General features: G+C 36.4%; 24 protein-coding genes. 9 read left to right on the top strand and 15 right to left on the bottom strand.

Annotated elements, in window-relative coordinates; translation table 11 throughout:
* Positions 1-214: 214 nt before the first annotated feature.
* From D2K62_RS12110 to D2K62_RS12100, 3 genes are all read right to left on the bottom strand, one after another.
* Complete coding sequence (locus D2K62_RS12110; RefSeq protein ID WP_157967889.1) at positions 215-1,159, bottom strand: nuclease-related domain-containing protein; 945 nt, start codon at positions 1,157-1,159, stop codon at positions 215-217.
* Positions 1,160-1,271: 112 nt separating this feature from the next.
* Positions 1,272-1,649 (bottom strand): YisL family protein, encoded by a 378-nt coding sequence (locus D2K62_RS12105; RefSeq protein ID WP_117149588.1) that lies wholly within the window; start codon positions 1,647-1,649, stop codon positions 1,272-1,274.
* A 26-nt stretch (positions 1,650-1,675) separates the two neighbouring features.
* The gene (locus D2K62_RS12100; protein WP_112180121.1) at positions 1,676-2,845 is read right to left on the bottom strand and encodes a DUF418 domain-containing protein; all 1,170 of its coding nucleotides are present in this window, start codon (positions 2,843-2,845) and stop codon (positions 1,676-1,678) included.
* 106 nt (positions 2,846-2,951) lie between these two features.
* On the opposite strand from D2K62_RS12100, the gene D2K62_RS12095 reads away from it, so the two are divergent.
* The 7 genes from D2K62_RS12095 (at position 2,952) to D2K62_RS12065 (ending at position 5,947) form a co-directional block, all read left to right on the top strand.
* Positions 2,952-3,170, top strand: coding sequence for a spore germination protein (locus D2K62_RS12095; RefSeq protein WP_112180120.1), 219 nt, complete (start codon positions 2,952-2,954; stop codon positions 3,168-3,170).
* Between the two features lie 17 nt (positions 3,171-3,187).
* Positions 3,188-3,397 carry a spore germination protein GerPB gene (locus tag D2K62_RS12090; RefSeq protein WP_112180119.1) on the top strand — a complete coding sequence of 70 codons (210 nt, stop codon included), beginning with the start codon at positions 3,188-3,190 and terminating at the stop codon, positions 3,395-3,397.
* A 75-nt stretch (positions 3,398-3,472) separates the two neighbouring features.
* The gene (gerPC, locus tag D2K62_RS12085; RefSeq protein ID WP_112180118.1) at positions 3,473-4,036 is read left to right on the top strand and encodes a spore germination protein GerPC; all 564 of its coding nucleotides are present in this window, start codon (positions 3,473-3,475) and stop codon (positions 4,034-4,036) included.
* A gap of 5 nt (positions 4,037-4,041) precedes the next feature.
* On the top strand, positions 4,042-4,248 hold the full coding sequence (locus D2K62_RS12080; protein WP_117149587.1) for a spore gernimation protein GerPD: 207 nt from the start codon (positions 4,042-4,044) through the stop codon (positions 4,246-4,248).
* Positions 4,232-4,603: a spore germination protein GerPE gene (locus tag D2K62_RS12075; protein WP_157967410.1), complete on the top strand. Its 372-nt coding sequence runs from the start codon at positions 4,232-4,234 to the stop codon at positions 4,601-4,603. The genes D2K62_RS12080 and D2K62_RS12075 overlap by 17 nt, the downstream gene beginning before the upstream one ends.
* A gap of 47 nt (positions 4,604-4,650) precedes the next feature.
* Positions 4,651-4,866, top strand: coding sequence for a spore germination protein (locus D2K62_RS12070; RefSeq protein ID WP_112180115.1), 216 nt, complete (start codon positions 4,651-4,653; stop codon positions 4,864-4,866).
* Positions 4,867-5,110: 244 nt separating this feature from the next.
* Positions 5,111-5,947, top strand: coding sequence for an IS4 family transposase (locus D2K62_RS12065; RefSeq protein WP_117161548.1), 837 nt, complete (start codon positions 5,111-5,113; stop codon positions 5,945-5,947).
* A gap of 631 nt (positions 5,948-6,578) precedes the next feature.
* Here D2K62_RS12065 and addA read toward each other — a convergent pair.
* The 4 genes from addA to D2K62_RS12045 all read right to left on the bottom strand — a co-directional run bounded on the left by addA (position 6,579) and on the right by D2K62_RS12045 (position 15,110).
* Positions 6,579-10,295, bottom strand: a complete 3,717-nt coding sequence (gene addA, locus D2K62_RS12060) for a helicase-exonuclease AddAB subunit AddA (RefSeq protein ID WP_117161547.1) — start codon at positions 10,293-10,295, stop codon at positions 6,579-6,581.
* Complete coding sequence (gene addB / locus D2K62_RS12055) at positions 10,295-13,780, bottom strand: helicase-exonuclease AddAB subunit AddB (RefSeq protein WP_117161546.1); 3,486 nt, start codon at positions 13,778-13,780, stop codon at positions 10,295-10,297. The genes addA and addB overlap by 1 nt, the downstream gene beginning before the upstream one ends.
* A gap of 97 nt (positions 13,781-13,877) precedes the next feature.
* The gene (gene lepB / locus D2K62_RS12050) at positions 13,878-14,432 is read right to left on the bottom strand and encodes a signal peptidase I (RefSeq protein WP_112180112.1); all 555 of its coding nucleotides are present in this window, start codon (positions 14,430-14,432) and stop codon (positions 13,878-13,880) included.
* Between the two features lie 69 nt (positions 14,433-14,501).
* The gene (locus tag D2K62_RS12045) at positions 14,502-15,110 is read right to left on the bottom strand and encodes a TVP38/TMEM64 family protein (protein WP_369974650.1); all 609 of its coding nucleotides are present in this window, start codon (positions 15,108-15,110) and stop codon (positions 14,502-14,504) included.
* A gap of 219 nt (positions 15,111-15,329) precedes the next feature.
* Here D2K62_RS12045 and D2K62_RS12040 point away from each other — a divergent pair, with 219 nt between their 5' ends.
* The gene (locus tag D2K62_RS12040) at positions 15,330-15,716 is read left to right on the top strand and encodes a YhjD family protein (RefSeq protein ID WP_112180110.1); all 387 of its coding nucleotides are present in this window, start codon (positions 15,330-15,332) and stop codon (positions 15,714-15,716) included.
* Between the two features lie 627 nt (positions 15,717-16,343).
* Here the strand turns inward: D2K62_RS12040 and D2K62_RS12035 are convergent.
* Positions 16,344-16,862: a competence protein ComK gene (locus D2K62_RS12035; RefSeq protein ID WP_112180109.1), complete on the bottom strand. Its 519-nt coding sequence runs from the start codon at positions 16,860-16,862 to the stop codon at positions 16,344-16,346.
* A 193-nt stretch (positions 16,863-17,055) separates the two neighbouring features.
* On the opposite strand from D2K62_RS12035, the gene D2K62_RS12030 reads away from it, so the two are divergent.
* Positions 17,056-17,526 carry a DUF3939 domain-containing protein gene (locus D2K62_RS12030; protein WP_112180108.1) on the top strand — a complete coding sequence of 157 codons (471 nt, stop codon included), beginning with the start codon at positions 17,056-17,058 and terminating at the stop codon, positions 17,524-17,526.
* Positions 17,527-17,582: 56 nt separating this feature from the next.
* On the opposite strand, the gene D2K62_RS12025 is transcribed toward D2K62_RS12030, so the two are convergent.
* From D2K62_RS12025 to D2K62_RS11995, 7 genes are all read right to left on the bottom strand, one after another.
* Complete coding sequence (locus D2K62_RS12025; RefSeq protein ID WP_117149568.1) at positions 17,583-18,764, bottom strand: M48 family metallopeptidase; 1,182 nt, start codon at positions 18,762-18,764, stop codon at positions 17,583-17,585.
* 84 nt (positions 18,765-18,848) lie between these two features.
* Positions 18,849-19,844, bottom strand: coding sequence for a lipoate--protein ligase (gene lplA, locus D2K62_RS12020; protein WP_117161545.1), 996 nt, complete (start codon positions 19,842-19,844; stop codon positions 18,849-18,851).
* Positions 19,845-19,910: 66 nt separating this feature from the next.
* Positions 19,911-20,642, bottom strand: a complete 732-nt coding sequence (locus D2K62_RS12015) for an MBL fold metallo-hydrolase (RefSeq protein ID WP_112180105.1) — start codon at positions 20,640-20,642, stop codon at positions 19,911-19,913.
* A gap of 167 nt (positions 20,643-20,809) precedes the next feature.
* Positions 20,810-22,219, bottom strand: coding sequence for a protoporphyrinogen oxidase (hemY, locus tag D2K62_RS12010; RefSeq protein WP_117161544.1), 1,410 nt, complete (start codon positions 22,217-22,219; stop codon positions 20,810-20,812).
* Positions 22,216-23,160: a ferrochelatase gene (hemH, locus tag D2K62_RS12005; protein ID WP_112180103.1), complete on the bottom strand. Its 945-nt coding sequence runs from the start codon at positions 23,158-23,160 to the stop codon at positions 22,216-22,218. The genes hemY and hemH overlap by 4 nt, the downstream gene beginning before the upstream one ends.
* A gap of 15 nt (positions 23,161-23,175) precedes the next feature.
* The gene (gene hemE / locus D2K62_RS12000) at positions 23,176-24,207 is read right to left on the bottom strand and encodes a uroporphyrinogen decarboxylase (RefSeq protein WP_112180102.1); all 1,032 of its coding nucleotides are present in this window, start codon (positions 24,205-24,207) and stop codon (positions 23,176-23,178) included.
* Between the two features lie 169 nt (positions 24,208-24,376).
* Positions 24,377-26,548 carry a transglycosylase domain-containing protein gene (locus D2K62_RS11995; RefSeq protein ID WP_117161543.1) on the bottom strand — a complete coding sequence of 724 codons (2,172 nt, stop codon included), beginning with the start codon at positions 26,546-26,548 and terminating at the stop codon, positions 24,377-24,379.
* Between the last annotated feature and the right edge of the window lie 189 nt (positions 26,549-26,737).

Genomic DNA, 26,737 nt, shown 5'->3' with positions numbered 1-26,737 from the left:
GAAAAATAAATCTTATGTCTATTTATATGATGGGCGGCGGGGAATGTGCCAACTATTAAAGGCTCATAATTATCTAAATTAGGAATATATGAGCCGTTAGATAATTATATGCGTCCTTCAGCGAAATATATGATCCCTTCCGCAAATTATATGCACCTTTTAGAAGAATAAATGAGCCTTCCTAAAATTATATGAGCCCTTAAAGCTAATCCACTTATTTCAAGATATATTTTACTCCTTTATTCTTACCAATCACTTTAAAATTAGCTTTTTGTAATAATCTTGTTGCAGTTTTTCTTGATTCTAAGTTCAAAAATTCTCTAGCTTGCTGATTTGTTATCTCATTTCCAAAAAGAATCTTAAATTCCTGAAAAGTTCTGCTAGAAGCATCCGAATCTTTATGAAAGCTACTCGGACAATGCCAACTTCGATTTTCCCTAATCATAAAAGCTCGTTTGCAACTCGTACACCAAACACCATTACGTATCGATTTTCGATGAATACGATACTTTTCGAAGACAGTAACATTTGATGGTTGATGCGAATCTCTTAAATGGTTTGCTAGTTGTAAAGTTTCAGGCTGATTTGTAGGTACACTTGAATAGGATGCTAGTAATTGGGTAATATGCTGAGGGAGTCTTTCACGAAGTAAAAAATTTGGCTGTGTGCCGTTAACTTGTAAAATGCAATTTGGATTTGCAAACACTACGACTGTATATACTGGTATGTCAGGTCTGTCCAAATAGCGTTGCAATCGAGAACGTTGCATCTCAACTTGTGCACGAGGATCATCAAAACGATCTAGTGCTCCATTATCACGTTTTCTAGTCAGTAAACCAGTCTCTACTTCATAAGTCAAAGAGCCTGTGTAGTTTTTAACTTCTACTATAAGAATGAAATTAGAAAACAACATTAGTGTATCGATTTGAAAGAAATCAGATCCAACCTTATCTTTTATACGAAGGCCATGCAAGAAGAGTGGTTGTTTCACAAGTTGTCGATAATAATAATCAAGCAACTGTTCTCCGTTATAACCGGATTGTTCTCTTCTTAGATTTTCTGTTAATAATGAGTATAGTGGATCTAGTGGTGAGATTCTAGGAGCAATAACTTCTAGCTGAAGGTGGATAGCTGTTTTATGATGGGGTAGTATAATCAAATACCAAAACCTCCTTTTAAAAATTATTATACCTGAATTACATAATTAATAGAAACAAAATAAAAAGAGTTCCACTCATATAATACGAGTAAAACTCTCTCTTCTTCCAATCCTATAAGGGTAAAAATCCCCATGGTAATCGGCCAAACCCTAATGCAAGCACAATTACTAATGAGACAGCTAATTGGACCATGAATCCTTTCGTCGGTTTCCCTTTTGCATATCGAACTAACAGGATTTCCAAGCAAGCGATTACCCATAGTCCTGCAGCAGCTTTGATAATCAACTCCGCCATATAACTATTCCAAGTACCTGAGACAATATAATTATAGAATAAGTCGCCTCCAGAATATAAGATTAATAGATAGGTAAGTCTTGTAATCATATGCATTATTTTCGCTGGTTTTTGTTTTTTGTTTTTGTAGAATGAAAAGGTAACTGCAAATAAAATAAGTGCTAGAACCCATGCTGTGATGTGTAAATGAATCATTTCTTTTTTCCTCCTATACTATAGATTTATCGTTTGTTCGGTAACTTCTCCATGTACATGAAACGACGCCATACCCACTCAATTGGACCAAAACGATAGCGTTTCACATAGATACTGCTGAGCAAGATCTGAACAAGGTAAACTGCGCATACGATACCGATACTTCCAAGTGGTTTTATATTACCATATAACCCAAATCCAGTCGAATAAAACAAGAAAAAGCATACAATTGATTGGAAGATATAATTCGATAATGACATTCGACCTACATACGTAAATGGCTTAAATACTTTTTGCCAGAATGTTCGTTGATACGCTAATGTAATTGTCGTCAAGTAAAAGATCGCTGATGCTGACCCACCAATACTATCTTGAATCATGGATAACCATGCTGGATTCCCCCATATATATAATCCTGCTTTTATGCCAACAAACAATACCAAGGAAACGAACCAGACTTTATGCAAAAATGATTGGTGTGCTTCAACATTATGCAACCATTTCTTTCGAGCTGTTACCATTCCTAGTAAAAATAACGGTAACAGATTACATGCTAAGATAAAGTAAGTGAAAACACCATTGCTGTAAGACCAATCTTGCAAATTCTGTGCCCATATATCTAGTAAACTTCCTGATCCATAGCGATTAACTGCTTCTTCGATCGCAGTGAGGTTATAGCCACCCAATTGGTCACGAAAAGGATACAAAGCCCACGTGTATAACAACGTCGGAATGGTTAATAAGCTAATTGCCCAGGCAATCAATGTCCGATTCGATCTTTTAAAGAATAAAAACAGAAACATACCAATAATGCCATATGTAAGCAGAATATCCCCATGCCAGATTAAAAACGCATGAATCAAACCGAAACCAATTAGTATGACTAAACGTCGAAAAATCAGTTTGTTAACAGGCTGCTCTCTTCGTTTGATATTTTCAACTATTACTTGAATTCCAAATCCAAATAAAAAGGAAAATAACGTATAAAAACTAGCCTGAAAAAAAATATCAATAAATACTTGAATGCTTTGATCGATACCAGATGTCCAAAAGGTATCCTCCCCACCATACAAAAAATAAGGAGCATTAAAAGCAGGTACATTGACCATAAATATTCCAAGAATAGCAAATCCTCTTGCTGCATCAATCCAGGTTAATCGCTTTTTTTCTGTTAAAGGTGATACCTGTTGATTCATAAAATCGCCTCTCCCTAATCATCTAAACTGTCATACATTCTATTGTATAGGAAAATGACACAGAATTGAATCAGTTTCATAAACTGCTAAAAAAGGAGGAGTTAAAATGCCTGCTATAGTCGGCGCTGTGAAAGTAATAACGATTGGTACATCAAGTATTTTTCATATAGGTGATGTTTACATGATGCAACCCAATTCTAGTGCAAAAACTTTTGCAGGTGGTGGTTCCTTTAACACTGGAGACGGTATTACCATTCAGTTAGATCAAACAAATACAACAATAAATGACCAAGACAAATTCGATCAAGTGATATCGAGTTTATAAAGATTGAGGTGTGAGAAGTGGATTTAACCGTTCATCAATCAATAGCTATTCATATGTTGAAGATCGGCAGTATTTCAAACTCTTCTGTTCTTCAAATTGGAAGCGCTGGATCAATCCAAGCCTCATCCCAGCTCTATAACACAGGTGAATACCAAGATCTCGCTGAACCCGCTGAATTACAGCCTGGTGTAGATACACCACTAGTACCACTTATCCCCCCATCGTAAGCACAATTGGGCTACTGACACATATATTAGTAGAAGATAACTATACACTTGACTTGTAGCGAGGAGGGGTAAGGTGTGAACGATCCCGCATGGTATGAATACATTCAGCAACTGCATCAACATATAATAGAACAAGATAAAAAAATTCAAACACTTACAGAAAGACTTGATCAAATGGAATATCAACAACCCACAAACCAACAAACTACAATTGAAAAGTTAGAATATCATTTCGATCAATTAAAAATTGAACGGATGGACGGCACATTGCATATTGGTTTAGCACCAGAAGACTTCACTAAAATGGATAATTTTTCACTTCCACTTCGCAGTCAAAAACAAAATCATCAACAGTTAATCCATGAATTAGATAATTATCTAACACGTGAAGGAGATACGATGTTGCAACAACTCGTTCATGAATATCAGTACCAACTAGATGAGTCTAACAGACAGTTGCTTTTAGAAGATATTCGAAAACAACTACCAGGACGTGTAACTTACTATGAACAGGAAGGAATAAAGCAACAAATTAAAAATAATCAACAATTAGAGACTTACATTCAGCAACAAATTCAAGCTGAAATTCCACATTCCTTACGTCTCTATTTTGAGAAAAAAACAAATAAAGGAGATTAGTTCTTATGAATTTTGAAGTGCATAATTGGAAATTACACGTTGGTAATGTAGATATCACAGCAATATCTTCTTCATCCGTTTTCTTAGTTGGAGACAATGATTCGATGCAACTCCAATCGTATTACGATACACCACCAGACTCCTATATTGTTGGCTCATTGGTGCCACTTAGTCGAATGGATGTTGGAGAAAATAATGTTACGCACGAGTAATGTCAAGCTAGTACGTGTCAATTCTATTGGTTATTCTTCTATTCTAGAAATTGGTGATGCAAAACGTTCCAAACAGACAAGTAAAGCGATCGCTATTCAGAGGGAAAGTGACATACAATCAGATGAAGGAATCGCGTTTTCGGATTTCCCTATATTTGAAAGACCGTCCCCTTCATTTACACCTGGAACACCAGTAATAAGAAGAACAACCAATCACAAAGCAATGATTACAGTGAATTCTGTTGACGTTACAGGGCTAAGTGCTTCTTCCGTTATGCAAGTAGGAAATCTAAAATCAATCCAATCTGAGGCAAGGATAAAGCATATTCGGATTCTACAAGGAACAAACAAATAATATATGCATACGATATGATAAATACACGAAAAAGTAGGTGTGTCAAAATGCCGTCGATTGTTGGACCGATTAAAATTAACGAAGTTGGTGGTGTAATTAATTTCGGTGATAGTTTTTATTTAGCACCAAAGAGCGCCTCCAAAACAGCTGCTGGTTCTGGGGCTTTTAACACTGGAGACTTTATCAATACAAACACTGGCTTTAACGCAACAAATGCAATTGATCCAGATGTCGTAGATCAAGTAGTTAGTGGTAACGCATAAAATAAGTGGGGAACCCCACTTTTACATAACAATTAATTATTAAACAAAACGATAAACCCAACTAGATCATCGCCGAATAACCATCAACTAAGACGTAACAATCTGGTCTTACTCGCTACGTCAGCAAATAGTTTCGCTTTCCGTGGGCACAACCCATAGCCGTCAAGCTAAGCAGTACGATTTAAAAAAACAAAAAAATACGATACCCTAACGGATAAGAAGTAGTTATTTGGAGGGGATATCGATGTATTTCAAGAAAGAAATGGAGCCATTTATTCAAGGCATTCATCAAGTGTTATCAGTCTCTGAGGTGCGTCAATGGGCGCGTGAAATTTGTTTTGTTCAACGCCAAAACAAATTAAAGCCAGAGGATTTTCTAAGTATCTGTGCCTTTATGCAACAAACGGTTGGATCTGAACGATTGAGTAAGTTATGTGCAACGATCACGCGGTTATCTGGCGCAGATATTTCTAAACAAGCCTTACATCAACGTTTCAATGAGAAAAGTGTAGCCTTTCTCAAGGGGATTTTCTTTCAATTAGCGCAACAACAAGATCTTTTTATGTCTCCCTTGCATATAGATCGTCTATTTTCTCGTATACGTATTTTAGACGCTACTTCTTTTGGTGTACCTAAAAATAATCCAGATCACCCGGATGGTGCCAAAATCCAATTAGAATATGAACTATTTGAAGGGAAATTTCTGCATACATTCCTTTATGACCAAACAAAAAGCGACCAACATGCAGCACGGGAATTGGAAGACACAATTGAACCAGGAGATCTTATCTTGCGCGATTTGGGTTACTTTTCTGGGGAACACTTGAAGAAAATAGATCGTGCAGGTGGCTTTTATATCTCACGTGTCCCTGCCAATATGACGTTTTGGACATGGGATGAAAAAGGAAAGATGATGCAAATTAAACCAGAAGCGTTGTATCATAGCGATTCCTTTATTACATTGATAAAGAATATCTATCAAAATGTCTACAGGCATGGAAGGAAAGACCATCGTTATCAACATAAGAGTCCTTTTGACATTCTATATCTTACGTATGAACAAACCTTCCAAGCAGTATAGGCTTACGGTATACATTTTTTTAAAATAGTAAAGTGGCTTATTATTACGCATACATCTAATTGGAAAATAATTCAACTTCATGTTAGAAGTTAGTTGCGTAATGTTTGTTTTTTCTATAGTTTATCCTTAGCTTGACGGCTATGGGGCACAACCTCAGCTATCTATAGAAGCAAAGAACGCTTCTATAGAGGATCTTCGGTTCGTGCTATTCCCACAGGAGTCTCAACCATTTGCTTCCTTCGCTGATTAGTGGATTTATTTTTAAGTGTAAGACAGAATCATGTCGAAATATTTTCAAGAAACGAATGATTAATGTGTTTATTTGTAGTTCATAAAATGTTTAAAGACAAAACCAGTGGATCAAGTGAAATGGGCGACACTCCTGCAGGAACAGCAAATGTTTTCGATGGGATGAGTAATCGCAATCCCACGGGCTGAAGATCCACTCGGAAGCGTTTTTTCTTCCGAGTTAGCTGAAGCCGTGCCTGCGGAAAGGGAGCCCATTTCGCTTGAGGAGCGGGCATAAATTCTGTTGTATTGCAATTTATATAAAGAATGTTACGTCGCAGTTTCTATCTACCGCTAATTTGAAAAAGAAAAGCTGATGCATTATTATCGCATCAGCTTAAAATTATGTCACTTCAAATACTATTGCTTTATCGAAGAAGTATAGATATTTTGCTTTGACTGGCTTTTTCCAAATTTCTTCTAATGCACGTGCATATAAATTCATTTGAACTTTATAGCGTTCAAGTAATACCTTTTCATCTACATCTCCTTGGATCTTATCTGTTTTATAATCAATTAATATCCAACCATCATCCAAAGGTATTAATAAATCCATTACACCCTGAATGAATATACGTTCCTTTTCTTCCTTATTCCAATCAGGATAAACCTCACTTGCATCTACAGTCAAACTAAACGGCACTTCACGATGCATCGCTGACGTCTCCGTCTCTACTACTTGCTTACCAATAGTCGTTTGAAAAAAATTAAGAATAGCAGGTAAATTAATAACATCAGCTTGATCTTGTGTTAAGATTTCACGTACGACCATTTTTTGTACCTCTTCAGCAAGTTCCGCTTCTTGCCACTGTTTTGTAAATGGCAAATGTTGCATTACCGTGTGCATTGCTGTTCCTACTTCCGCTGCACTCAACTTTTTTTCTTTTTGCATAAAAGCTGGTCGTCTCATAATTGGTGTTTGGAAAGTTTCAACTAGCTTGGTATCACTATAATCATCTTTTACTTCATGTTGTCTTTTAATTTCTGTTACCGTCTGTTTCGCACGATAACTTGCTGCTTGTTTGTGGGGATAAGTGAAATTCAAACGATCCCGCACTTTCACATCTAAATCTTCATCTGTAGTAGGAATCGTTTGCCAATTCTTGATTTTATCAATCAAATCCACTGAAGCCGTTTCTTTCTTTTCTACAATTGTTCGGTAAACATCGGCATTCTCTACTTGTATTTTCCACTTTGATTCATCGTTTTGAATTACAAGCGGAATTTTCTCACTCAATTCAGTATCACGTAAAACCGTAGCCTGTTGGTGTCTGATTAATGTTGAGGCTACCCAATCAAGATACGTGTTCGTTTCCAAACGATAATGTGCTGGCAAAACTAGTTCGCTATGTTCTGTTATTTCTTGCCACTTCGCTTGTTTTTTCTCAAAAGAAGCTATCGTTCCTATCATAACAAGTTTCTCTTTTGCACGTGTTAATGCAACATATAAAACACGCATTTCTTCAGCCCATAACTCTCGCTGCATTTGCTGTTTTAATGCATGATAAGCAAGTGTTGGATACATGATTCTCTTTTCAGGATCAATATATTTACTACCAAAACCTAGATCTTTGTGCAAAAGGTATTTCTGACGTAAATCTTGTTGATTAAATTGCTTATCCATTGCCCCTAAAATAACGACTGGAAACTCTAATCCCTTACTTTTATGGACCGTCATAATGCGTACGACGTCTTCTTGTTCACCTAATGCACGTGCTGCACCTAAATCATCTCCATTTTCTTCCATGCGATCAATAAAGCGTAAAAATCGGAATAACCCACGGAAGGATGTCGCTTCATACCCGCGTGCTCGATCATATAAGGCACGTAGGTTAGCCTGTCTTTGTCGTCCACCAGGTATGCCACCAACAAAATCATAATAACCTGTGTCACGATAAATCTGCCAAATCAATTCTGCTAAAGCACCTTGACGTGCTTGCAAACGCCAATCTTTTAACTGTGTCAAAAACAATTCAATTTGGGCTCTTTTCACGTCTGAAGTTGTCTGGTTAACAAACGTTTGTAATGCTTCATAATAACTTGTTCGTTTTTTAGATAACCGAATTTGGGCAAGATCTTCTTCATTAAGTCCAACAATTGGAGAGCGCAATACACTAGCTAGAGGGATATCTTGTTTTGGATTATCAATTACTTTTAATAGACTAAGCATAATCTTAATTTCAATTGCTTCTAAGTAACCCGTTGCTAGCTCCGCATAAACTGGAATCCCTTGTTGTTTAAGTTCTTCCATTATGGTAGATGCCCATGTCATTGACCGCATTAATATCACGATATCACGATATTCAATATTTCGTTTCGCTCCTGTTGCTTTATCAATTACTTGCATTGGTGGTGTGTCTTTATTTCCAATCCATCCCTGAATCCGTGTTGCATAAGCACGCGCTTCGATCTGTGCTTTTTCTAAGTCTTCTAAACTCTCTGCTTGTTCTTCGTTTGGATCTTCTTGTGTTTCACGATCAATAATTACAACTTCCGCATCTGCGTCCATTAGAGCAATATCATCATACATAAGGTTTGCATAAATTAAAGCTGCATCATCTTCATAGGCGATCTCGCCAACTTCTTCATCTATTAGCTGCCTGAAAATATAGTTTGTTGCTGACAGTACTTCTTTTCTACTCCTGAAATTTCGCGCTAAGTCAATTCGGTGTGCTGGATGGCTCTTTGCAGCAAATTGGTTGTACTTATTAATAAACAAAGATGGCTCCGCATGACGAAAACGATAAATACTTTGTTTCACATCCCCAACCATAAACATATTACCAGGATCTTTTTGCGTAACTAATGTTAATAACGTTTCTTGTACTAAGTTCGTATCTTGATATTCATCTACTAAGACTTCTGAGAATTTCGCTTGTAGCGCATGGGCTACTTCTGACGGTTTTGCTTCAACTTCCGTTGATTCCTCTGCTAATAAAATCGCTAGAGCATAATGTTCTAAGTCAGAAAAGTCGACGAGCGCCTTTTCTTTTTTTAAGATAACATAATTTTGTTTAAATTCCTTTACAAGGATCACGAGTTGCTTCATCGTTGGATACAAGTGCTGCATATCGGTTAAATAACTAGAAAGTTCTCGCGAAAACCAGTCTGTGGCAAGGTCATTCCAGCGTTTTTTATATTTAGCTCGTATTTCTTTCACTTTTTCCTTTTTAGCTTCATCAAAATCCGCTTTCTTACGGGATAATGCGGTGAACTTTGAATTTTTAAATATTGCTTGGACCATGTCCCAGCCCATTTCCAATTGAGTACTCGCTTCTTGAATCATAGCCAAATCAGCATCAATTGCATCTGCATAATGGTAAGGGCCATCACTTTCTCTTGTTAACGCAAGAGCTGACTCCGCCTCTGAACGCATCGCAAAAAGCTGACTTTTTACATCTCTTTTTAAGATCTGTAACCAATTAATTTGACTCTCATCTGTATCTGGACTAACTTGGTACATTGCCGCAAGATTGTCTAACCACTGTTCTGGCCAAGGATTTTGCATTGCAAAATTATACAATTTTAAGACAAGCGCTTCTACTTCTAAGTCACTACGATCACTAGAGAAACGATCAATTACTTCAAAAAATGCATCCTGTTCAGCTGGCTCTTTGCCATACCACTCCTCAAACAAATCTTCTAATACCTCTTGACGCATCAAATCCCCTTCGACACTATCAGCAATTCGAAAACCTGGATCAATATCCAGTAAATAAGAATTGCGACGGATTAAATCCATACAAAAAGAGTGCAATGTTTGAATCGACGCTTGTTGTAGTAAAGATAATTGTTTTTTCAAATGGAACGATTCAGGGTTATCTTCTAATGCTTTCTCAAGTGCTTCTGCAACACGATTTCGCATTTCTTGTGCAGCAGCATTTGTAAACGTCACAACTAGTAGGGAATCTATATCAATAGGCTTATCCTGGTTCAACAATTTTTGAATAATACGCTCTACTAGAACTGCTGTTTTCCCTGATCCTGCCGCGGCTGCTACTAGCGTATCGCTACCATGTGTGTAAATGGCATCTTCTTGTTCCTTCGTCCATTGTGGCATTAGAATTCCCCCTTTGTGATGATTTTTTGTAATACTTCCTCTTCTTTATACGTTTGCAATCTTCTATAATTGTTCTCTGGTAACGTTGCATCGAATTGACAAACAGAGCGGAATGAGCAAAAGCTACATGCTGTTTGTTGCTTTTGTTGATACGGATTTAAATGAACACCACCATTTGTTATATCAACACCCGCTTCAGTCATTAATTGCCGAACATAGCCTTGTAGATGACTAAAGTTTTCATTGGATGTAATTTGGGAACCACTTCTAAACGTTCCATCCTTTTTCAATCCTGCTGGAATAACTGGACTCATACCTGTTTCTAAATCTGTGTCCATCAGTTGGACCACTTCTTCATCCTCGATTAACAAGCCTTGCATCTTAAACTTCTTGAATAACTTTTCCTCAAGTGATTGCTCATCTAATGCTTTTGTTTCTGATATGATTGGATTATGAACATGAAAATACAAAACCCCAGCTGGAGTAGCTTGAATTCCTAACCATTTTTCTGAATTCGCTAAAATAACATCCAAATATGCAAGCATTTGTAGGGATAAGCCATAATACACTTCTACCAAATTCAGCCCTTGAGCACTTGATTTATAATCAATGATTCGCAAATAAAGGGCATCTTTTATATTAGCGCGGTCCACGCGATCGATTCTTCCACGTAAAACGAGCTCATGTCCATTTGGTAAGTCTAATTGCAAGGGATCTAATTGACTTTTTGGTAATCCGAAGCCCATTTCCAATCCAATAGGAGAAAAGTTACTCTTTCTCGATTGTTCACTTAAGACATACGTTACTCGTGAAATAATTCGCTCTAATTTTGTTTTCATATATTCGTAACGATTCGAACTTTGCAAAATTTGATGTTGTAAGATCGGAGCAAGTTGCTTCACAGCTCGCTGTGCATATTGATCTGCTTCTGATTGATAAACATCTACAAACCCACGGCCTTCTTTTTGAATCCAATCGGTGATTTGCTTGAGTGCTTCATGAAATAATTGACCGATATCAGGTGCATCTAATTTATATGTTCGTCTTTCTTCCAAACCTAAGCTATATTGAGCAAAGTGTTGGTAAGAACACCGATGATACATTTCCATCCGAGATACACTTGCTTTTATTTGTTTTGGATATAATGCTTCAACAGTTTCTTTTGATAAATTCGTTGTGCTATTTTGATAAAATAAACTTTTTAGAATCGTATTTGTTTTACTATGTTGATCATGGTTTATAACAAACCAATTAAACACACTCCACCAAATTGGATCAATTGGATAAGCACGTTGATACTTTGCCAATTGAGCTGTTAAAGCTGATCTCGTTTTTGTTGGTGTTGCAACAAATCGATCAGAATCGGTCATTTCCTCTGGATCAGGTAATAAAATACTTTCAGAATTTGCAGGAAATAAGTCGTTTATTCGTTTAACCAAAGAAGATGGCATCTTGCCCTTTCCTTCCGCATCACTAAGTGGATAACTGATCCATAGCCTCTCTGTTGCTACAGTGAAAGCTAAATAAACATAAAACCAATCATCTAATAATTGTTGCTTTTCTCCATCCGCTAATTTTAATCCATGCTCTTCTAAAGCATTCCGATCCTCTTCTGATAACATTCCATCAATACTTGGCTTCATCGGCCACGTACCTTCATTGACCCCAAGTAAAAAGGCGGACTTAATTCCACTTACCCGTGAACGATCAATCGTCCCTATCACGACATGATCAATACTAGGTGGGACATGGGAAAACTTTAACGTTTCAAATCCCGTTTCTAAACTTTGTTGGAACAACTGTAAGGAAATCTTTTCATCCCCTGTAATCTCGACCATTTCATCAAGCAATTGCATAACAGCATCCCATACTTGTCCTTGCTCACGCGCTGCTTCAATCTGACCGTTTTCATCTAATTGATCGCGAATTTCTTCTAGTTGTTTGGTAATATCTAATGATTCTAGCCATGCAAACAAAACGATAGCCCTTTCTTCAATCGTCTTTGCTTCTCTTAAGCTATCATCTAATGGTTTCATTGTCTGGATAATTTGTTTACGATAGTGGTTAATTTGTTGCTGTATTTGTCTTTCTTGATCTGTTTGTGTCGCATGATCAAACCCACGAAAACGCTGGAAAATCCAAGACTTTTCGCCAAGCCATTGCTTTCTTCCACGTATGCCATATTCCAACACATAGTTCTCTAATGTATCAACAGCATTCTCATCTAAGGGATCTTTTTGATCTTGGGCGGGAATTAACCCCGTCTTCAACAAACGAAAAACCGCATCATAACGCCAATTCCCACTCACAACATCCAATGCAGAACGTATTAATTCAATCAATGGATGGTGAAGCATCGTTCGTTTCTCATCAATAAATGCGGGAATCTGATAATCTTGAAAAATCGTAGCAATCAAGTCATGATAGACCGCGGTTTCTCGAACTAATACAACCATATCTTGATAACGATAACCTTCTTCTCTGACTAATCGAAGAATTTCTTGTGCTGCTCCTTCTACTTCTGCTCGCGGATGTACAGCTTGCGCTATTTGAATCGGTACTTCAGCATGATAAGCAGGAGCAGGACGTTTATCGAAATATTTTTCTAAATGAGCAAAATAAGGGGCTATTTCTCCTTCTTTTGGCTTGACTAATTCAACTTTTTTTCTGAGTGCTAGATTATCTGCCATTTGATTTAATGTTTGATATGTCTCTTTTGTTTGAGAAAATAAATCAAATTGGGAGACTGTTTCATCTGTAGCCTGATCCATTGTTAATGTTACTGTTACATCGTCACTTTTTTTCATAATTGCTTCTAAAACCAATTGCTCTTGTGGCGTGAATCGATGAAAACCGTCTATATATACAACAGCATCTTCTAAAAAAGTTGTTTCTGCTATTTTCTCTGCCAATAAAGCTAATTGGTCTTCACTATCAATATACTTTCCATATAATACGTTTGATAACTTATCATAAATATAATGTAAATCCTCTAATTTTTGTTTAAGTCCTATTTCATTTGGTTCGAGATGGTGAAAACGATCCATTTCGCTTATTTGCACAGATAGCATGTCTGGTGTAATACAATAGCGTTTAAACTCCGTAATCATTGTTTCCATTTGATCAATAAAACCCTGTTTCTCAATTGACTTCTGAAACATTTGCCAATCAGTTGTCCGTTCTTCTATAATTTTCCGAAGTATCATCTGTACACCAATCGAACTAATAAATTGCTTCGTCGCACCACCAGTTTCCTGGAGAACACGCCAAGCAAGTCTAGAAAAACTAAAAACTTGTGCACGAATGCTTCCACTAACTGCTTCATCCTGTATTAATGCATATTCTTGTTGAAATGTCATTTGATCTGGAACTAAATATATAATTGCTGGGCCCATCGGGTCACTTTTTAACTTGTTTTTTATTTCAGCTAAGCATTGATTGCTCTTTGAAGTTGTTGCATTCCCTAATAGAAATCGTATTCCCATAATTTCTTCTCTCCTATCATTGGATCGACTAAATCTATTTTAACATGTCTGCCCCAAAAAAAAGAGTGTGGACACCTATTTGTGTCCACACTTTAACCTAATCTGTAAAATGAAATCCTACTTGGGAAACAGGCCAATACCGAATATCAACTTTTCCCACAACTGTCTCTTGATCAATAAAACCAAAATAACGACTATCCAAGCTATTCCCTCTATTATCGCCTAGTACAAATAGTTTCCCTTCAGGTACCTGATTTTCACCTGTTACTTCTTCTAAAGTAAAATCTTTTGTTAATGTTCCTGTTACTCGATCACGAAATGCCTGCAAATAAGCTTCTTCGACATATTCTTCGTTAATATACAATTTATCATCTTTTACTCTAATTTGATCTCCCGGTTCTCCAATTACCCGTTTCACATAATCTTCTTTATCATTTGCATGAAACACAATAACATCAAAACGGGACACATCTGAAAAATCATATAATACTTGATTTACCATAATTAAATTACCATCATACAATGTTGGCTCCATTGATTTTCCATCTACTACATAACTTGCAAATAAATAAGAACGAAAAAACATAGCAAAGATTACTGCAATTAAAATTGTTCGCAACACAATCCAACGATTCCATTTTTTTCGTTTCATCTGGATTCCTCCAAGGTATTACTTATACTATTATACCCAGGAGGTAGGAAATTTAATCCTTTTTCATTCCTATTTAGCGCCCATTTTTCCTCTTCTATGTAGGAATCTTTCAATAAATTTACCAAGTAACCAAAATAACGAAATACTAATACCTACTACAATGGCTTTAACAGGATTTTGCGCAAAAGATGCGATACTGCTGCCTACATAAGCAATAGAAAAAATCATAACTGTTTTCCCTAACAACACAGCTAGGACAAATTGATACATACTGATTTTTGACAAGGCAGCTACTGTATTAATAATAGCCGACGGAGAAAAAGGAAAGCACATCAATAAAAATAATGGACCGAATCCGTGACGTTCTAACCAATGCGTAACACGTTTAACTTGTTTATTATGACGTATCCAAACAAAAAAGCGTTTATCGCCTAACCTACGGACAATAAAGAATACAGCTATTGCCCCAGCACTTGCACCAGCCCAAGAAAGTAAAAACCCTTCTAATAAACCATAAGCTGCTGCATTCGTTATAACAAATACTACCAATGGAAGGAAAGGAAGAAATGCCTCAATGAACGGTAAAAGTAAACCAGGTAAAGGCCCAAAACTTTCATACGTTTTCAATAGCTGTTTTAAAAGTGTATCGAATTGATTATCTTCAATTAATTCTTGCATAGAATTTATATTCAAATTTATTGTATTAAATAAAATCATCGTTGACGGACTCCTCTATTGAAACAGTTACTTATACTTAGTTTACACTTTCTATCTTAATGTAAAACACCGATTTTTCCTATTATTTCGTTTTTTACCAATAAAGTTTTAAACTATCCATTTGAATTTCAATTAAATTAGGTTATAATAAGAACAAACGTTCTATAAAGGAGGGCAAAGATGCGCTATTTACATGATTCAGAATATGCATTAGGATCCCGGTTTTTATTCTTATCCATGGCAATTGTCGTCATACAAAAGGATTTAGTACAGATTGAAAAGGAAAAAGGATTTAAGATAAAAGAACCTTATTTGGAATTGCTTCAAAGAATGGAAAAAAGAGCTGTAGCAGAAAGACAGCAACTACGTAAATATATGGTACAGAAAAAGTTACAAGTAATTGCTTTGGAAAAAACGGATACCTTCTCATCCTATTTATACCTTTGCCAAGGACGAGAAGAGAAGCGGAATTACTTTAATCCTACCATTCGAAAAAATGTAGAAAAAATAATTCGTGAGTTGATGGAAAGCGTCCATACACCTTCAAACCATACACTAACAAGCTAATAATTATCCCCGTTTCACTAAATAATGAAGGAACCCATCATTAAATGAGTTCCTTCATTGTTTACATTTTAAATTAATCCTCTTTTCGCAAATATTGTTGCTTTTCAATATTCGAAATTGAGAGAAACTGTGACATAGATTCCTTACCCGCTCCACAATTGAAATGGGATCGCTTTCCGTGGGCACGACTTCAGCTAACTCGGATAAGCAAAAACCGCTTTCCGAGTGGATCTTCAGCCTGTGGGATTGCGATTACTCATCCCATCGAAAACATTTGCTGTTCCCACTGGAGTCTCACCCATTTCAATTGCTCCGCTGGATAGGTGTTAAAAGTGATATATTGTCTACTGGTCAGAATTTTTATTGTGCTTATGACAGTTGTTCACGTTATGCTGATTGATTGTAGCGTAGGACAGTCGACTCCTGCGGGAAAAGCAACAGCTGAAAATCCCGCAGGAAGCGCACTTTGCTTCCGAGGAAGTTGAAGCGTTGGGTCTGCGATTACTCGACCCATCGAAAAGACTTGCCCGCGGAAAGCGACTGACTGAAGCAAAAATCAACATGGCGGTTGTCTCGTAATTAAACTCATACGCAAGAAACATAAACAACTATCTTGATCAATCTGAATTAAGTAAGGACGAAAAAGTCATCATCTTTTCTTTTGTCTGGTCGTGGTGGAGTTGGGTTTATTCTTTTTTCTAGTAGGTAGCGGAATTGTGCTGTTCGTTGTAGTTGATTAATCATCGAGCCATAAGAAACTTCTAAGATGAGAGTCATACCATTCTTAAAAATAAATTCTGTCCCCCGATCTGGAGCTTTACGTATGCGGTCAATATGTGTGTGTGAAATCCATGAGCAATAAGGATTCTGAGGTGAAGAAGTAGGGAAAAAGTACATACCACTTGAAGGATCAATCGATATTGGTACTTTATGTTTAATTCCACAAACAGTACGTGCTCCTTCCTGCCTTCCTTTCAAACTACTACCAAAGTATTTACAAGCAGCATCAATTAACTTACAAGGTGATCCCTTAATATAATAGGGAGCATCCTCACTAATTTCTAACACTCTAGAAACATAAATACCATTCAATTTCTCTGCAATAATAGCTATAGTTACCGGATTAATTTCATAATCCTTCTCCATATTCATCCACTCCTTTATTCAATTTTGTTTAAGAATAATCTCAATTATTCAAAAACATAAATAGAATATACTACCAAAATGTAAATTTGTGTACTAAAATAGCCATTTGTACCTAAATTTGTCACATTTGTGTATCCAAAGCCTTCTTTTGTTATACTGAACATATAAATTATTAAGAGGAAGGAGTGAATTTATGTGGCATCTATTCAAAAAAAAACAGGCACAGGAACCTAAGAAAAAAAGACATTATCCAATCATAGATATTTCATTAGCAGAACTAAAACATGCCATCCATGAATATGGAATGGCTCTTCCAAAAGAAATTCCTTTAAGTATTTTAATAAATGATGACTTAAGCATTGATTACGAATTACTTGCTCCCGTTTTAAATGGTATACCTAGCAGAACCTACTACATGTCAATCGAAACATATCAATTATTTGAAGAACAAGATCAACAGTTAGCTGAGTACTTTGATAACGTCCAACGTGCAGTTGATGCGTACATCCAGCAAACAAACGAGCTACCTATTATTCATGGTGACCCTTATCATAAAGTAAGTTATCATAAATTAGAAAAACTACACCTATTGAATTATCGTCCTCATGAAGAATTCTATATAACCGATGAAGAAAACCTCATTACGAATATACGACCAAATTAACCAACAAAAAGGGAATATCCACTTTGAAACTTGGATATCCCCTAAACAGATACTACCTATTCTAATTCACGTTCTTTCATGACACGTTCGATATTATCAATCCGTTCCTGCATCGGAGGATGACTATAGCGCATCCACTTCACCCAAAAAGCTGGATTGATATCACTTTTAGATTGGATAGACATACGAACAAACCCTTCAATAGCCGGTTCCAAGTCTTCGGTGTGTGCAACAGCATAGGCATCTGCTTGTTCCTCCATTTGCCGCGAAACAAACAATGTCAATGGCTGGCTAATCGTTAAGAAGAACATGGTTATAAAAAGAAGAACTGGTATTGCTCGAATATCAAATAGTTCCATTTGCCGAAATTTCCGGTACATAATACGACGATAAAAATAAGCAATTAATAAAATTAAAACAAGCGCAAACACCAAATAACCTATAACACCATAATAAACATGGTGCATAACATAATGACCAATTTCGTGTGCTAAGATAAACAAAATCTCCGACTGATTCATACCTTCTAATGTTGTATCCCATAATACTATACGAGCATTTCCAAAGATACCTGTTACATAAGCATTAAAGGTTGTTACCTTTTCACTCATATTCACTTGCAACAATGTCGCATCCTGTAAACCAGCATCTGTTGTTAATGCTTCAATTGCCTGACGTAATTCTCCTTCTGCTAGCGGAGTGAAATTCTCATATAACGGATCAATCCATACCGGTTGAATATACACAACAAAGACAGCCACAGGAATCGTCATAAGCCACAGAATAACAGGCCAACTTTTTTTTCGTTTTTTAACCAACCACTGAAATGCTAATAAAAGTAAAGTTAAACCTATCCATAAAAAGAATAAATCAAGCGTTAACTCCCAAATCCAATCTACTAGTGATTGATTACTTGTTCCGACAGCATGTGTTACATAAAACCAAACGAGATCGAATGGTAATTGAATGAATTGATAAATGAATAAGAGGAACAATCCAACGAAACCAGTTTCTATGAAGTGATTACGCCACTGAAATACTCCCTGCCACTTACGAATCCATTCATATGTAATAACACCATATAATAGGATGAAAATTAGTGGTAACTTACCAAAGAATATCGCATGGGCAATTGCTGCATACTTAGTTTCACTAAGTGTCTGTAGTGGATACAAAAAAAGAAAATAACCAAACACAACAACAAGATAGACGAAGTAAGACAAGAGTATTTTTTTCACATTTTACCGCTCCAATTTATTCGATATAAAAACTATCCCTATCATTTGTTAAATAAGATAAGGATAGTTTTCCATTTACTAAATTTAATAAATTAAATCAATTAATTGTTCTCTTGTTATTTTACCAAGATAGTGTGGAACATCTATGTCTTCTAGTGCTTCTTCTAGCGCTTGACGCTGATAGCGTGTGTCGACCAATTGTTCTGCAATAATATTCACATCACCAATACCAAAGAAATCGCCATAAATCTTACAATCTTTAATGATACCTTTTGATACGTCCATCCGAACATCAACTAAACCTGCATCAAACTTATGCGACTTTTGAATGTCGAATTTAGGGGATTTACCAAAATTCCAATCCCATTGCTGATAACGGTCCTCTGAAAGCTGATGAATGTTTTTCCAATCTTCTTCTGTTAACTGGTAGCGTGGAACATCCTCAACATTTTCTGTATCAAAAATGTATTTTAGGATATATGATTTAAACGCATCCATTGGTAATTTTTCTTCCATGTATTCAGAAATATTTGCAACTCTACTGCGGATTGACTTTATACCTTTTGATTTAATTTTTTCTGCATTTACGTTTAAAGCTGACACCACATGTTCAATTTCAGAATCATACATCAATGTACCGTGACTAAACATGCGACCACGTGTAGTAAATTGTGCATTACCAGATATTTTACGTCCTTCAGCAATCAGATCATTACGACCACTCAACTCTGCCGGAACACCCAACTTCTGTAACGCATCAACAACAGGTTTCGTGAACTTCGCAAAGTTATGGAAGCTATCGCCATCATCTTTTGTGATAAAACTGAAATTCAAATTTCCTTCATCATGGTAAACTGCGCCACCACCAGATAATCTTCGAACTACTTTAATGCCCTTTTCATCAACATACTTTGTGTTAATTTCTTCAATCGTATTTTGGTTTTTTCCAATAATAATCGATGGCTTATTAATGTAAAACAATAAATATGTATCCTCTTCACCGAAATTATTTAATATATATTCTTCAATTGCTAAGTTAATGTGTGGATCTGTTACACCTTCATTATCAATAAATTTCATGTGAACAACCTCCTTTTTTCTAATTACTAGTGTAAAATATTCCTGATAAAAAGGCAATTTTACAATCTATACGTCCCAGATATAACTGGAACGCGCTAACGCGATAATTCCCGAATACTTTTGCTTTGCCTCTTTAACTAAGTCCGTTCGATCACCAAAGTGTGGATGATGGCTTAATAATAATTGACGTACGCCAGCCGCTTCTGCGATTGTGGCACACTCTAAACTGTTCATATGACCCGCTTTTGATCCATCCTGTCCTTGATAGAAACTACAATCCGCAATAAGCAGATTCGCGTTCTTGCTAAATGAAATGAATTGTCGCATATAACTGGAATCCGCAGTATAGACAATAACCTTGTCCCCATCGGTAATCCGCATTGCGTAACAAGTAACTGGATGCTCAGTTTTCAAAAATGTAATCGTAAATGGTCCAACCTGTAACGTTCTTTCCGGATCATAACCAATTCCTTCGGTAAAATGATGCGTAAGTTTTTCAAAAGCAGTCTTGTCATCCGTGTGACCATAGATCGGTAAAATGTCACTTGTATTATGAATTTGATTTTGGACAAGCCAATTGTACTGCAGGACTCCTATATCTGCAATATGATCGTTATGATAATGAGATAAGATAACCGCATCTAGTTCCATCGGGTCCGTATACTTTGGTAATTGAGCTAATACACCACTCCCACAGTCAATTAAACAGCTAAAATCATCTTTTTCTAACAAAAAGCTAGACGTGGCCTCTCCTATTTCCGGATATGCACCCCAAAAACCAACAACCGTTACTTTCATTTCGTCACCTCTACTAAACTTTATTCGGTAAAAATAGTGTAACATAATTCCATTAATTACTTAATAAAGTAAAACTTCAGCTAAAATGATCACAAGCCAAAAAAACACCCTTTAAGTAGAGTTTTCATCTCTATCTTAAAGGGTGCAGCATCAAATTTTAAAACAGCTTATTTTTGTAAAAATTCCAAGATATCTGCGACTGCTCGTTCCCCTTGATCAATACAATCAGGAATACCAATTCCTTGATAACCACTGCCAGCTAACAAGACACCAGGTAACTCTTTTTCCATTTGAACTCTTAGATCGTTAAGTCGATCAAGATGCCCAACTGTATACTGCGGCATTGCATCTCGCCAACGTGTCACAACATGAAAATCAGGTTTTCCTGATATTCCCATGATTTTTTTCAAATCTTTTAAAGCAATTTCTGCAATTTCTGCATCACTTAAATCAACAACACCTTCATCACCTGGGCGACCAACATAACATCTTAACATTGCTTTTCCCTCAGGTGTTGTGTTCGGCCACTTTTTATGTGTCCACGTACACGCGGTAATACGATAATTACTATTACGTGATACGACAAATCCTGTGCCATCTAAATTACTAGGAATCGAATCTACATCAAAAGTTAATACAACATTAGCAACTGAGGTAGCTTTTGTTTCACCAAAAACCTGCCAAAAGTCATATTGACTGAAAATACGTTTCACAACTGGAAATGCGGTTGTAAGAATCAGACTATCCGCTTTATTTACTTCCCCATTATCTAATAACAAGTGATAGTCTTCTGTTTTTTTCTCAATATGATCAACCGATGTTTCCTTATGTATAGAGACAATAGCCGGATCCAATTCCTTTTCAATTACGTCAATAAAAGACTGCAACCCACCCCGCAGTGAATAAAACTTACTCGTCTTATTGACTGGTCTATCCTTTTTCTTCGGTAATGTCTCACGCGAGCCTTTTATTAAACTACGATGTTTTTGCTCCATCTGATAGAATTGAGGGAAAGTAGCCATTAAACTAAGTTGATCAATGTTTCCAGCATAAATTCCAGATAAGAGCGGTTCAATTAAATTCTCTAATAGCTCATTACCGAAACGTCTCCGAAAGAATTCTCCAACTGATTGATCTGACTGGATCGTGCTTTTAGGTAATACGAAATCAGATAACATTCGAACCTTACCCTTTAAAGAAAACATATTTGATAGTAAAAATGGTGCCAATTGCGTAGGGATTCCCATAAACGAACCTTTTGGCATTTCATGAAGTTTATCTCCAACTAAAACATAAGCTTTACCAGTTCCATTTTTAACCAGATCATGATCAATTCCAACTTCATGTGCCAAACGTGCTGCAGATTCCTTACGAATCAAGAAAGAATCTGGGCCTCGTTCAATGGTAAAACCATCTTGTTTAATAGTCTCCATTTTTCCACCTAGCTTGTCAGAAGACTCTATTAAATCTATCTTATATGGTAAATTATTTGTTTTAATCTCTTTTTGCAAATAATAGGCAGCGGTTAAACCTGTTATTCCGCCACCAATAATTGCAATTTTTTTCTGTTTACTCATGCCTTATCCGTACTTTTGTATTTATTCACAACAACCTTTGCTAATGTTTCAATAAACTGTTCAGAAACATTAGGCATTGGTGGTCGATAATAACCTGCTCCAAGTTCATCACAAACTACTTTACATTCATAATCATTGTCATAACGTACTTCTAAGTGATCGACAATAAAACCAACTGGTGCATACACAAATGTACGGTAGCCTTTTTCATGATATAACGTTCTTGTTAGGTCTTGTACATCTGGTCCCAACCATGGATCAGGTGTATTCCCTTCACTCTGCCATCCAATTTCATAATTCTCAATTCCGGTAGCCTCTGAAATCAATTTTGCAGTAGTTTTTAATTGTTCTGGATACGGGTCACCGTCTTTTAAAATCTTCTCTGGTAAGCTGTGGGCAGATATAACAAGAACTGCTTTGTCTTTTTCATCTGTAGACATTTTCGCATACTCACCTAAAATTGCTTTCTTCCAATAGTCAATAAAACCAGGTGCGTCATACCAACTTTCTACAGAATTGATAACAGGTTTACCCAATTTTTCAGCTTCTGCTTGGGCACGTCCATTATAAGCCTTGACACTAAATGTTGAATAATGAGGCGCAAGTACAAGTGATACTGCTTCTTCAATTCCGTCATCAACCATTTGTTGAACCGCTTCTTCAATAGACGGTTCAATATGTTTTAAACCTAAGTATGGAACGAATTCAACTTCACTTTGTGTTTCATTCGCTTTTTTTGTAATTGCCTCTTTTTGTAGTTCTGTCATTTCTGCAAGTGGTGAAATACCACCAATCGCACGATAACGATCCGTTAAGTCTTGTAACATTTCTGGAGTTGGTTTACGTCCATGTCTGATGTCTGTGTAATACCTTTCTATATCTGCCTCTTCGTATGGTGTACCATACGCCATGATTAGTAATCCTACCTTTTTCTTTGTCAATTTAAAGCACCCTTTCTATTTCTTTGAATACTGATGAACTAAATCTGTTACTTTTTTCAATGTAGCAGGGGATATTTCAGGTGTAACACCATGCCCTAGATTAAATATATGTGCAGGCATTTCTCTTCCTTGATCAATAATTTCTTTTGTTCGAGCTTCAATTGTTTTCCAATCTGATAATAAGAATGCAGGGTCTAGATTACCTTGTAATGGCTTAGTAATACCAAGATCTCTTGCCTCTTTAATTGAGATTCTCCAATCAATTCCAATGACATCAACCGGAAGATCATTCCATTCCATGATTAAATGACTTGCTCCAACCCCAAACAATATAAGAGGAACATTTTCTTCTTTGAGTGTAGTAAAAATACGCTCCATTATCGGCTTAATGTAATAGCGATAATCGGTTACAGACAGTGAACCAACCCATGAATCAAAAATTTGTATGGCTTGTGCTCCTGCTTTGATTTGTGCTCTTACATAGGTGATTGTCATATCTGCTAGTTTGTCCATCAAAGCAAACCATGTAGCAGGATCGCGATACATCATTGCTTTTGTTTGATGATAATTTTTTGATGGACCGCCTTCAATCATGTAGCTAGCTAAAGTGAATGGCGCTCCACTAAAACCGATCAACGGAACATCTAATTGTTCTTTTGTTAGCAACCGAATAGTATCCAATACATATGGAACATCTGATTCAGGATTAATTACACCTAATTTCTCGACATCAGCTAACGATTTAATCGTATTATCAATTACTGGTCCAATCCCCGATTTAATCTCAACATCCACACCTATAGCTGGCAAAGGTGACATAATATCTTTATACAATATTGCAGCATCAACACCGTACTGTTCTACTGGCAAACGTGTAACATAAGCGCATAGCTCTGGTTGATGTGTAATCTCAAACAAAGAATACTTTTCCTTTAACTTACGATATTCTGGTTGAGATCTTCCTGCCTGCCGCATAAACCATGCAGGTGTATAATCTGTTTTTTCTCCCCTAAACGCTTTTAAAATCGTCTCATTCTTTTCTCTCACTACACTTTCACCCTTTACATCACAATAATTCTTGTGTTTCTAGTCGTAATCTTCATCCAAACACTACTATACCGATGTCTTTCTTAATTGAATAGTGGTTTTAACATATTGTCACTAAATCGCCAAATTATAATTATTATAAACAAATAACACTTGTAATTATACCCGATTACCTACCAAATGATAAAGTAATTTGATTCGAAGGTTCTCCTTCTTTTTTTGTAAGCTTATTATAGGGAACAACATAATACGTGGAAGACTGAAATAAAGAGACCTCTGTCAATAAATATTCTCCTTTCCCAGTAACTTCTCCTATTTTATTATCACCTGTTTCTGTCACTTGGTAAATACGATATATTACACGATCATCAGTCGCAGCTTTCCAATTTAACTCCCCTTGTACAAGAGACCAACCACCTATTTTATAAGAGCCTTCTAAATTTGTAATAGTTGGCAAAGAAATAGGATCCTCTAGTTCTTCAACACCGCTTGGTTTTATAAAGGAACTAGCTAGTTCTTGTTGTTGATCTAAACTTTCCAAAATTGCCTTTGTAGCACGAGTAGGTGCTGCACTACCTTCTGTTAAATAATGTGCTTCGTCTGTTTTATCATAGCCCATCCATAAAGCTGTCACATATTCAGGCGTTATCCCTGCAAACCAAGCATCTTTTACTTGTCCTTCTACAGTGGGATGTTGTGTGGAACCAGTCTTGCCTGCTAACGCCTTTTGATAAGACCCAGATTGAGCAGTTCCGTTCTCTACAACATTTTCTATCATACGTATCATATTCCATGCGACTTGTTTTGAGAAAATTGTAGTCTCTTCTGTATCAGCTTCCCCTATTACCTCACCATTTCGATTTTTAATTTCAGCAATAGTATGTGCTTCAATAAATGATCCCTCATGAATAAATGTCCGATATCCTTGCACAACTTGCATCGGTGTAATACCAGTCTCTAATCCTCCTAGTGCAATTGCCAAACCATCATCTTCCAGTGCTATTTCCATTTTCTCTAAATATTCCTTACTATATGGAATGCCAATTTGATCTAATAACCAAACAGCTGGAGCATTTTTCGAATCTTGTATCGCGTCGTACATGGTAACCTCTTGGCTATACTGACCGTCGACATTGGTTGCAATGTAACCGTCATATTCCTGTGCAACATCTTCTAAAAAATCATACGGTTGATAATCATCCATCATCGCCGGTCCATAAACCGCTAATGGTTTCATCACCGAACCAGGCTGTCGTTTTACTAGTGCACGTTGAGAGTCACCAATTTGAAAATCACGCCCACCTATTACAGCTTCTAATTCACCGGTCTCTTGTTCCATTAACACAAACGATGCCTCTACACCAGGTTGTGAACCACTATAATATTCTTCATTCTGTAAGGTCTCATAGGCAATCTGCTGTGCACCTTCATTAAGATGAACAGTAATACGATAACCTCCGCGCTTTAACTCTGCAGTTGTTAATTGATACTTCTCTGCTGCCTCACGAATGACTATATCAAGATAATCGTCTAACCATGGTTCCTCTTCTGTAGTTTGTTCAGTAATACCTAATGTATTACCTTGAAGTGTCAACATTTCCTCTGTTTCTAACATGCCTGCTCTGCCCATTTGTGCTAGCACAATATCACGTCGCTCTTTTGCACTATCTTCATCTATATAAGGTGAATAATTATTGGGTGCCTTAACTAAACCAGCAAGCATTGCCCCTTCTGACACCGTCAATTCTTCCACAGGCTTATCAAAATAATATTCCGCCGCTGTACCGATACCATATATTCCATGTGCAAAATAGATTTTATTTACATATAACTCTAATATCTCTTTTTTACTGAAATGTCTTTCTAAATAAATTGATGCCATAACTTCTTTCGTTTTTCGCATAAATGTTTTATCATTAGCTAAAAATAAATTCTTTGCTAATTGTTGTGTGATCGTACTGGCCCCTTCGACCTTATCTAGCGCAATTATGTCTCGATAAACCGCACGCATAACAGATTGAAAATCCACTCCAGCATGATCCAAGAAACGGACATCCTCAACAGCAATAAATGCATTTTGGACATGTGTAGGTACTTGATCAATCGATACAAGTTCCCGATTTTCTTCATATAACTTTCCTACTACTAAACCATCATCTGTTTCTACAGTTGTTGTAGCTGGTAAAATAAGTTGCTTCTCATCTACAACCAATCGACCTCCATATATAATAAATAAAAATCCAATTATTCCAAGTAAAATGATTGTTCCGACGATTAATAATGGCCACTTGATCCAAGGATTAGCGGTAAATTTCTTTAAATTCAATCGATACTTCTTCATATCTTCACCTCTTTAGTTATTTCAGAATAACTATATTTCGACAAACTCTTGCTATCATCGCACCATTATACGACAGTTATACTTTTACATAAAGAAATATATATATATTGGCTCATTTAATTCAAAATCGTATACAAAACAAAAGAAAAGTTTTAAAATGGTAAGAAAAGTTATCTAGGAGTGATTAGG

It is taken from the genome of Paraliobacillus sp. X-1268, from assembly GCF_003426095.1.
GTDB classification, from domain to species: domain Bacteria; phylum Bacillota; class Bacilli; order Bacillales; family Amphibacillaceae; genus Paraliobacillus_A; species Paraliobacillus_A zengyii.
This window is presented reverse-complemented; position numbering and strand designations above follow the sequence as displayed.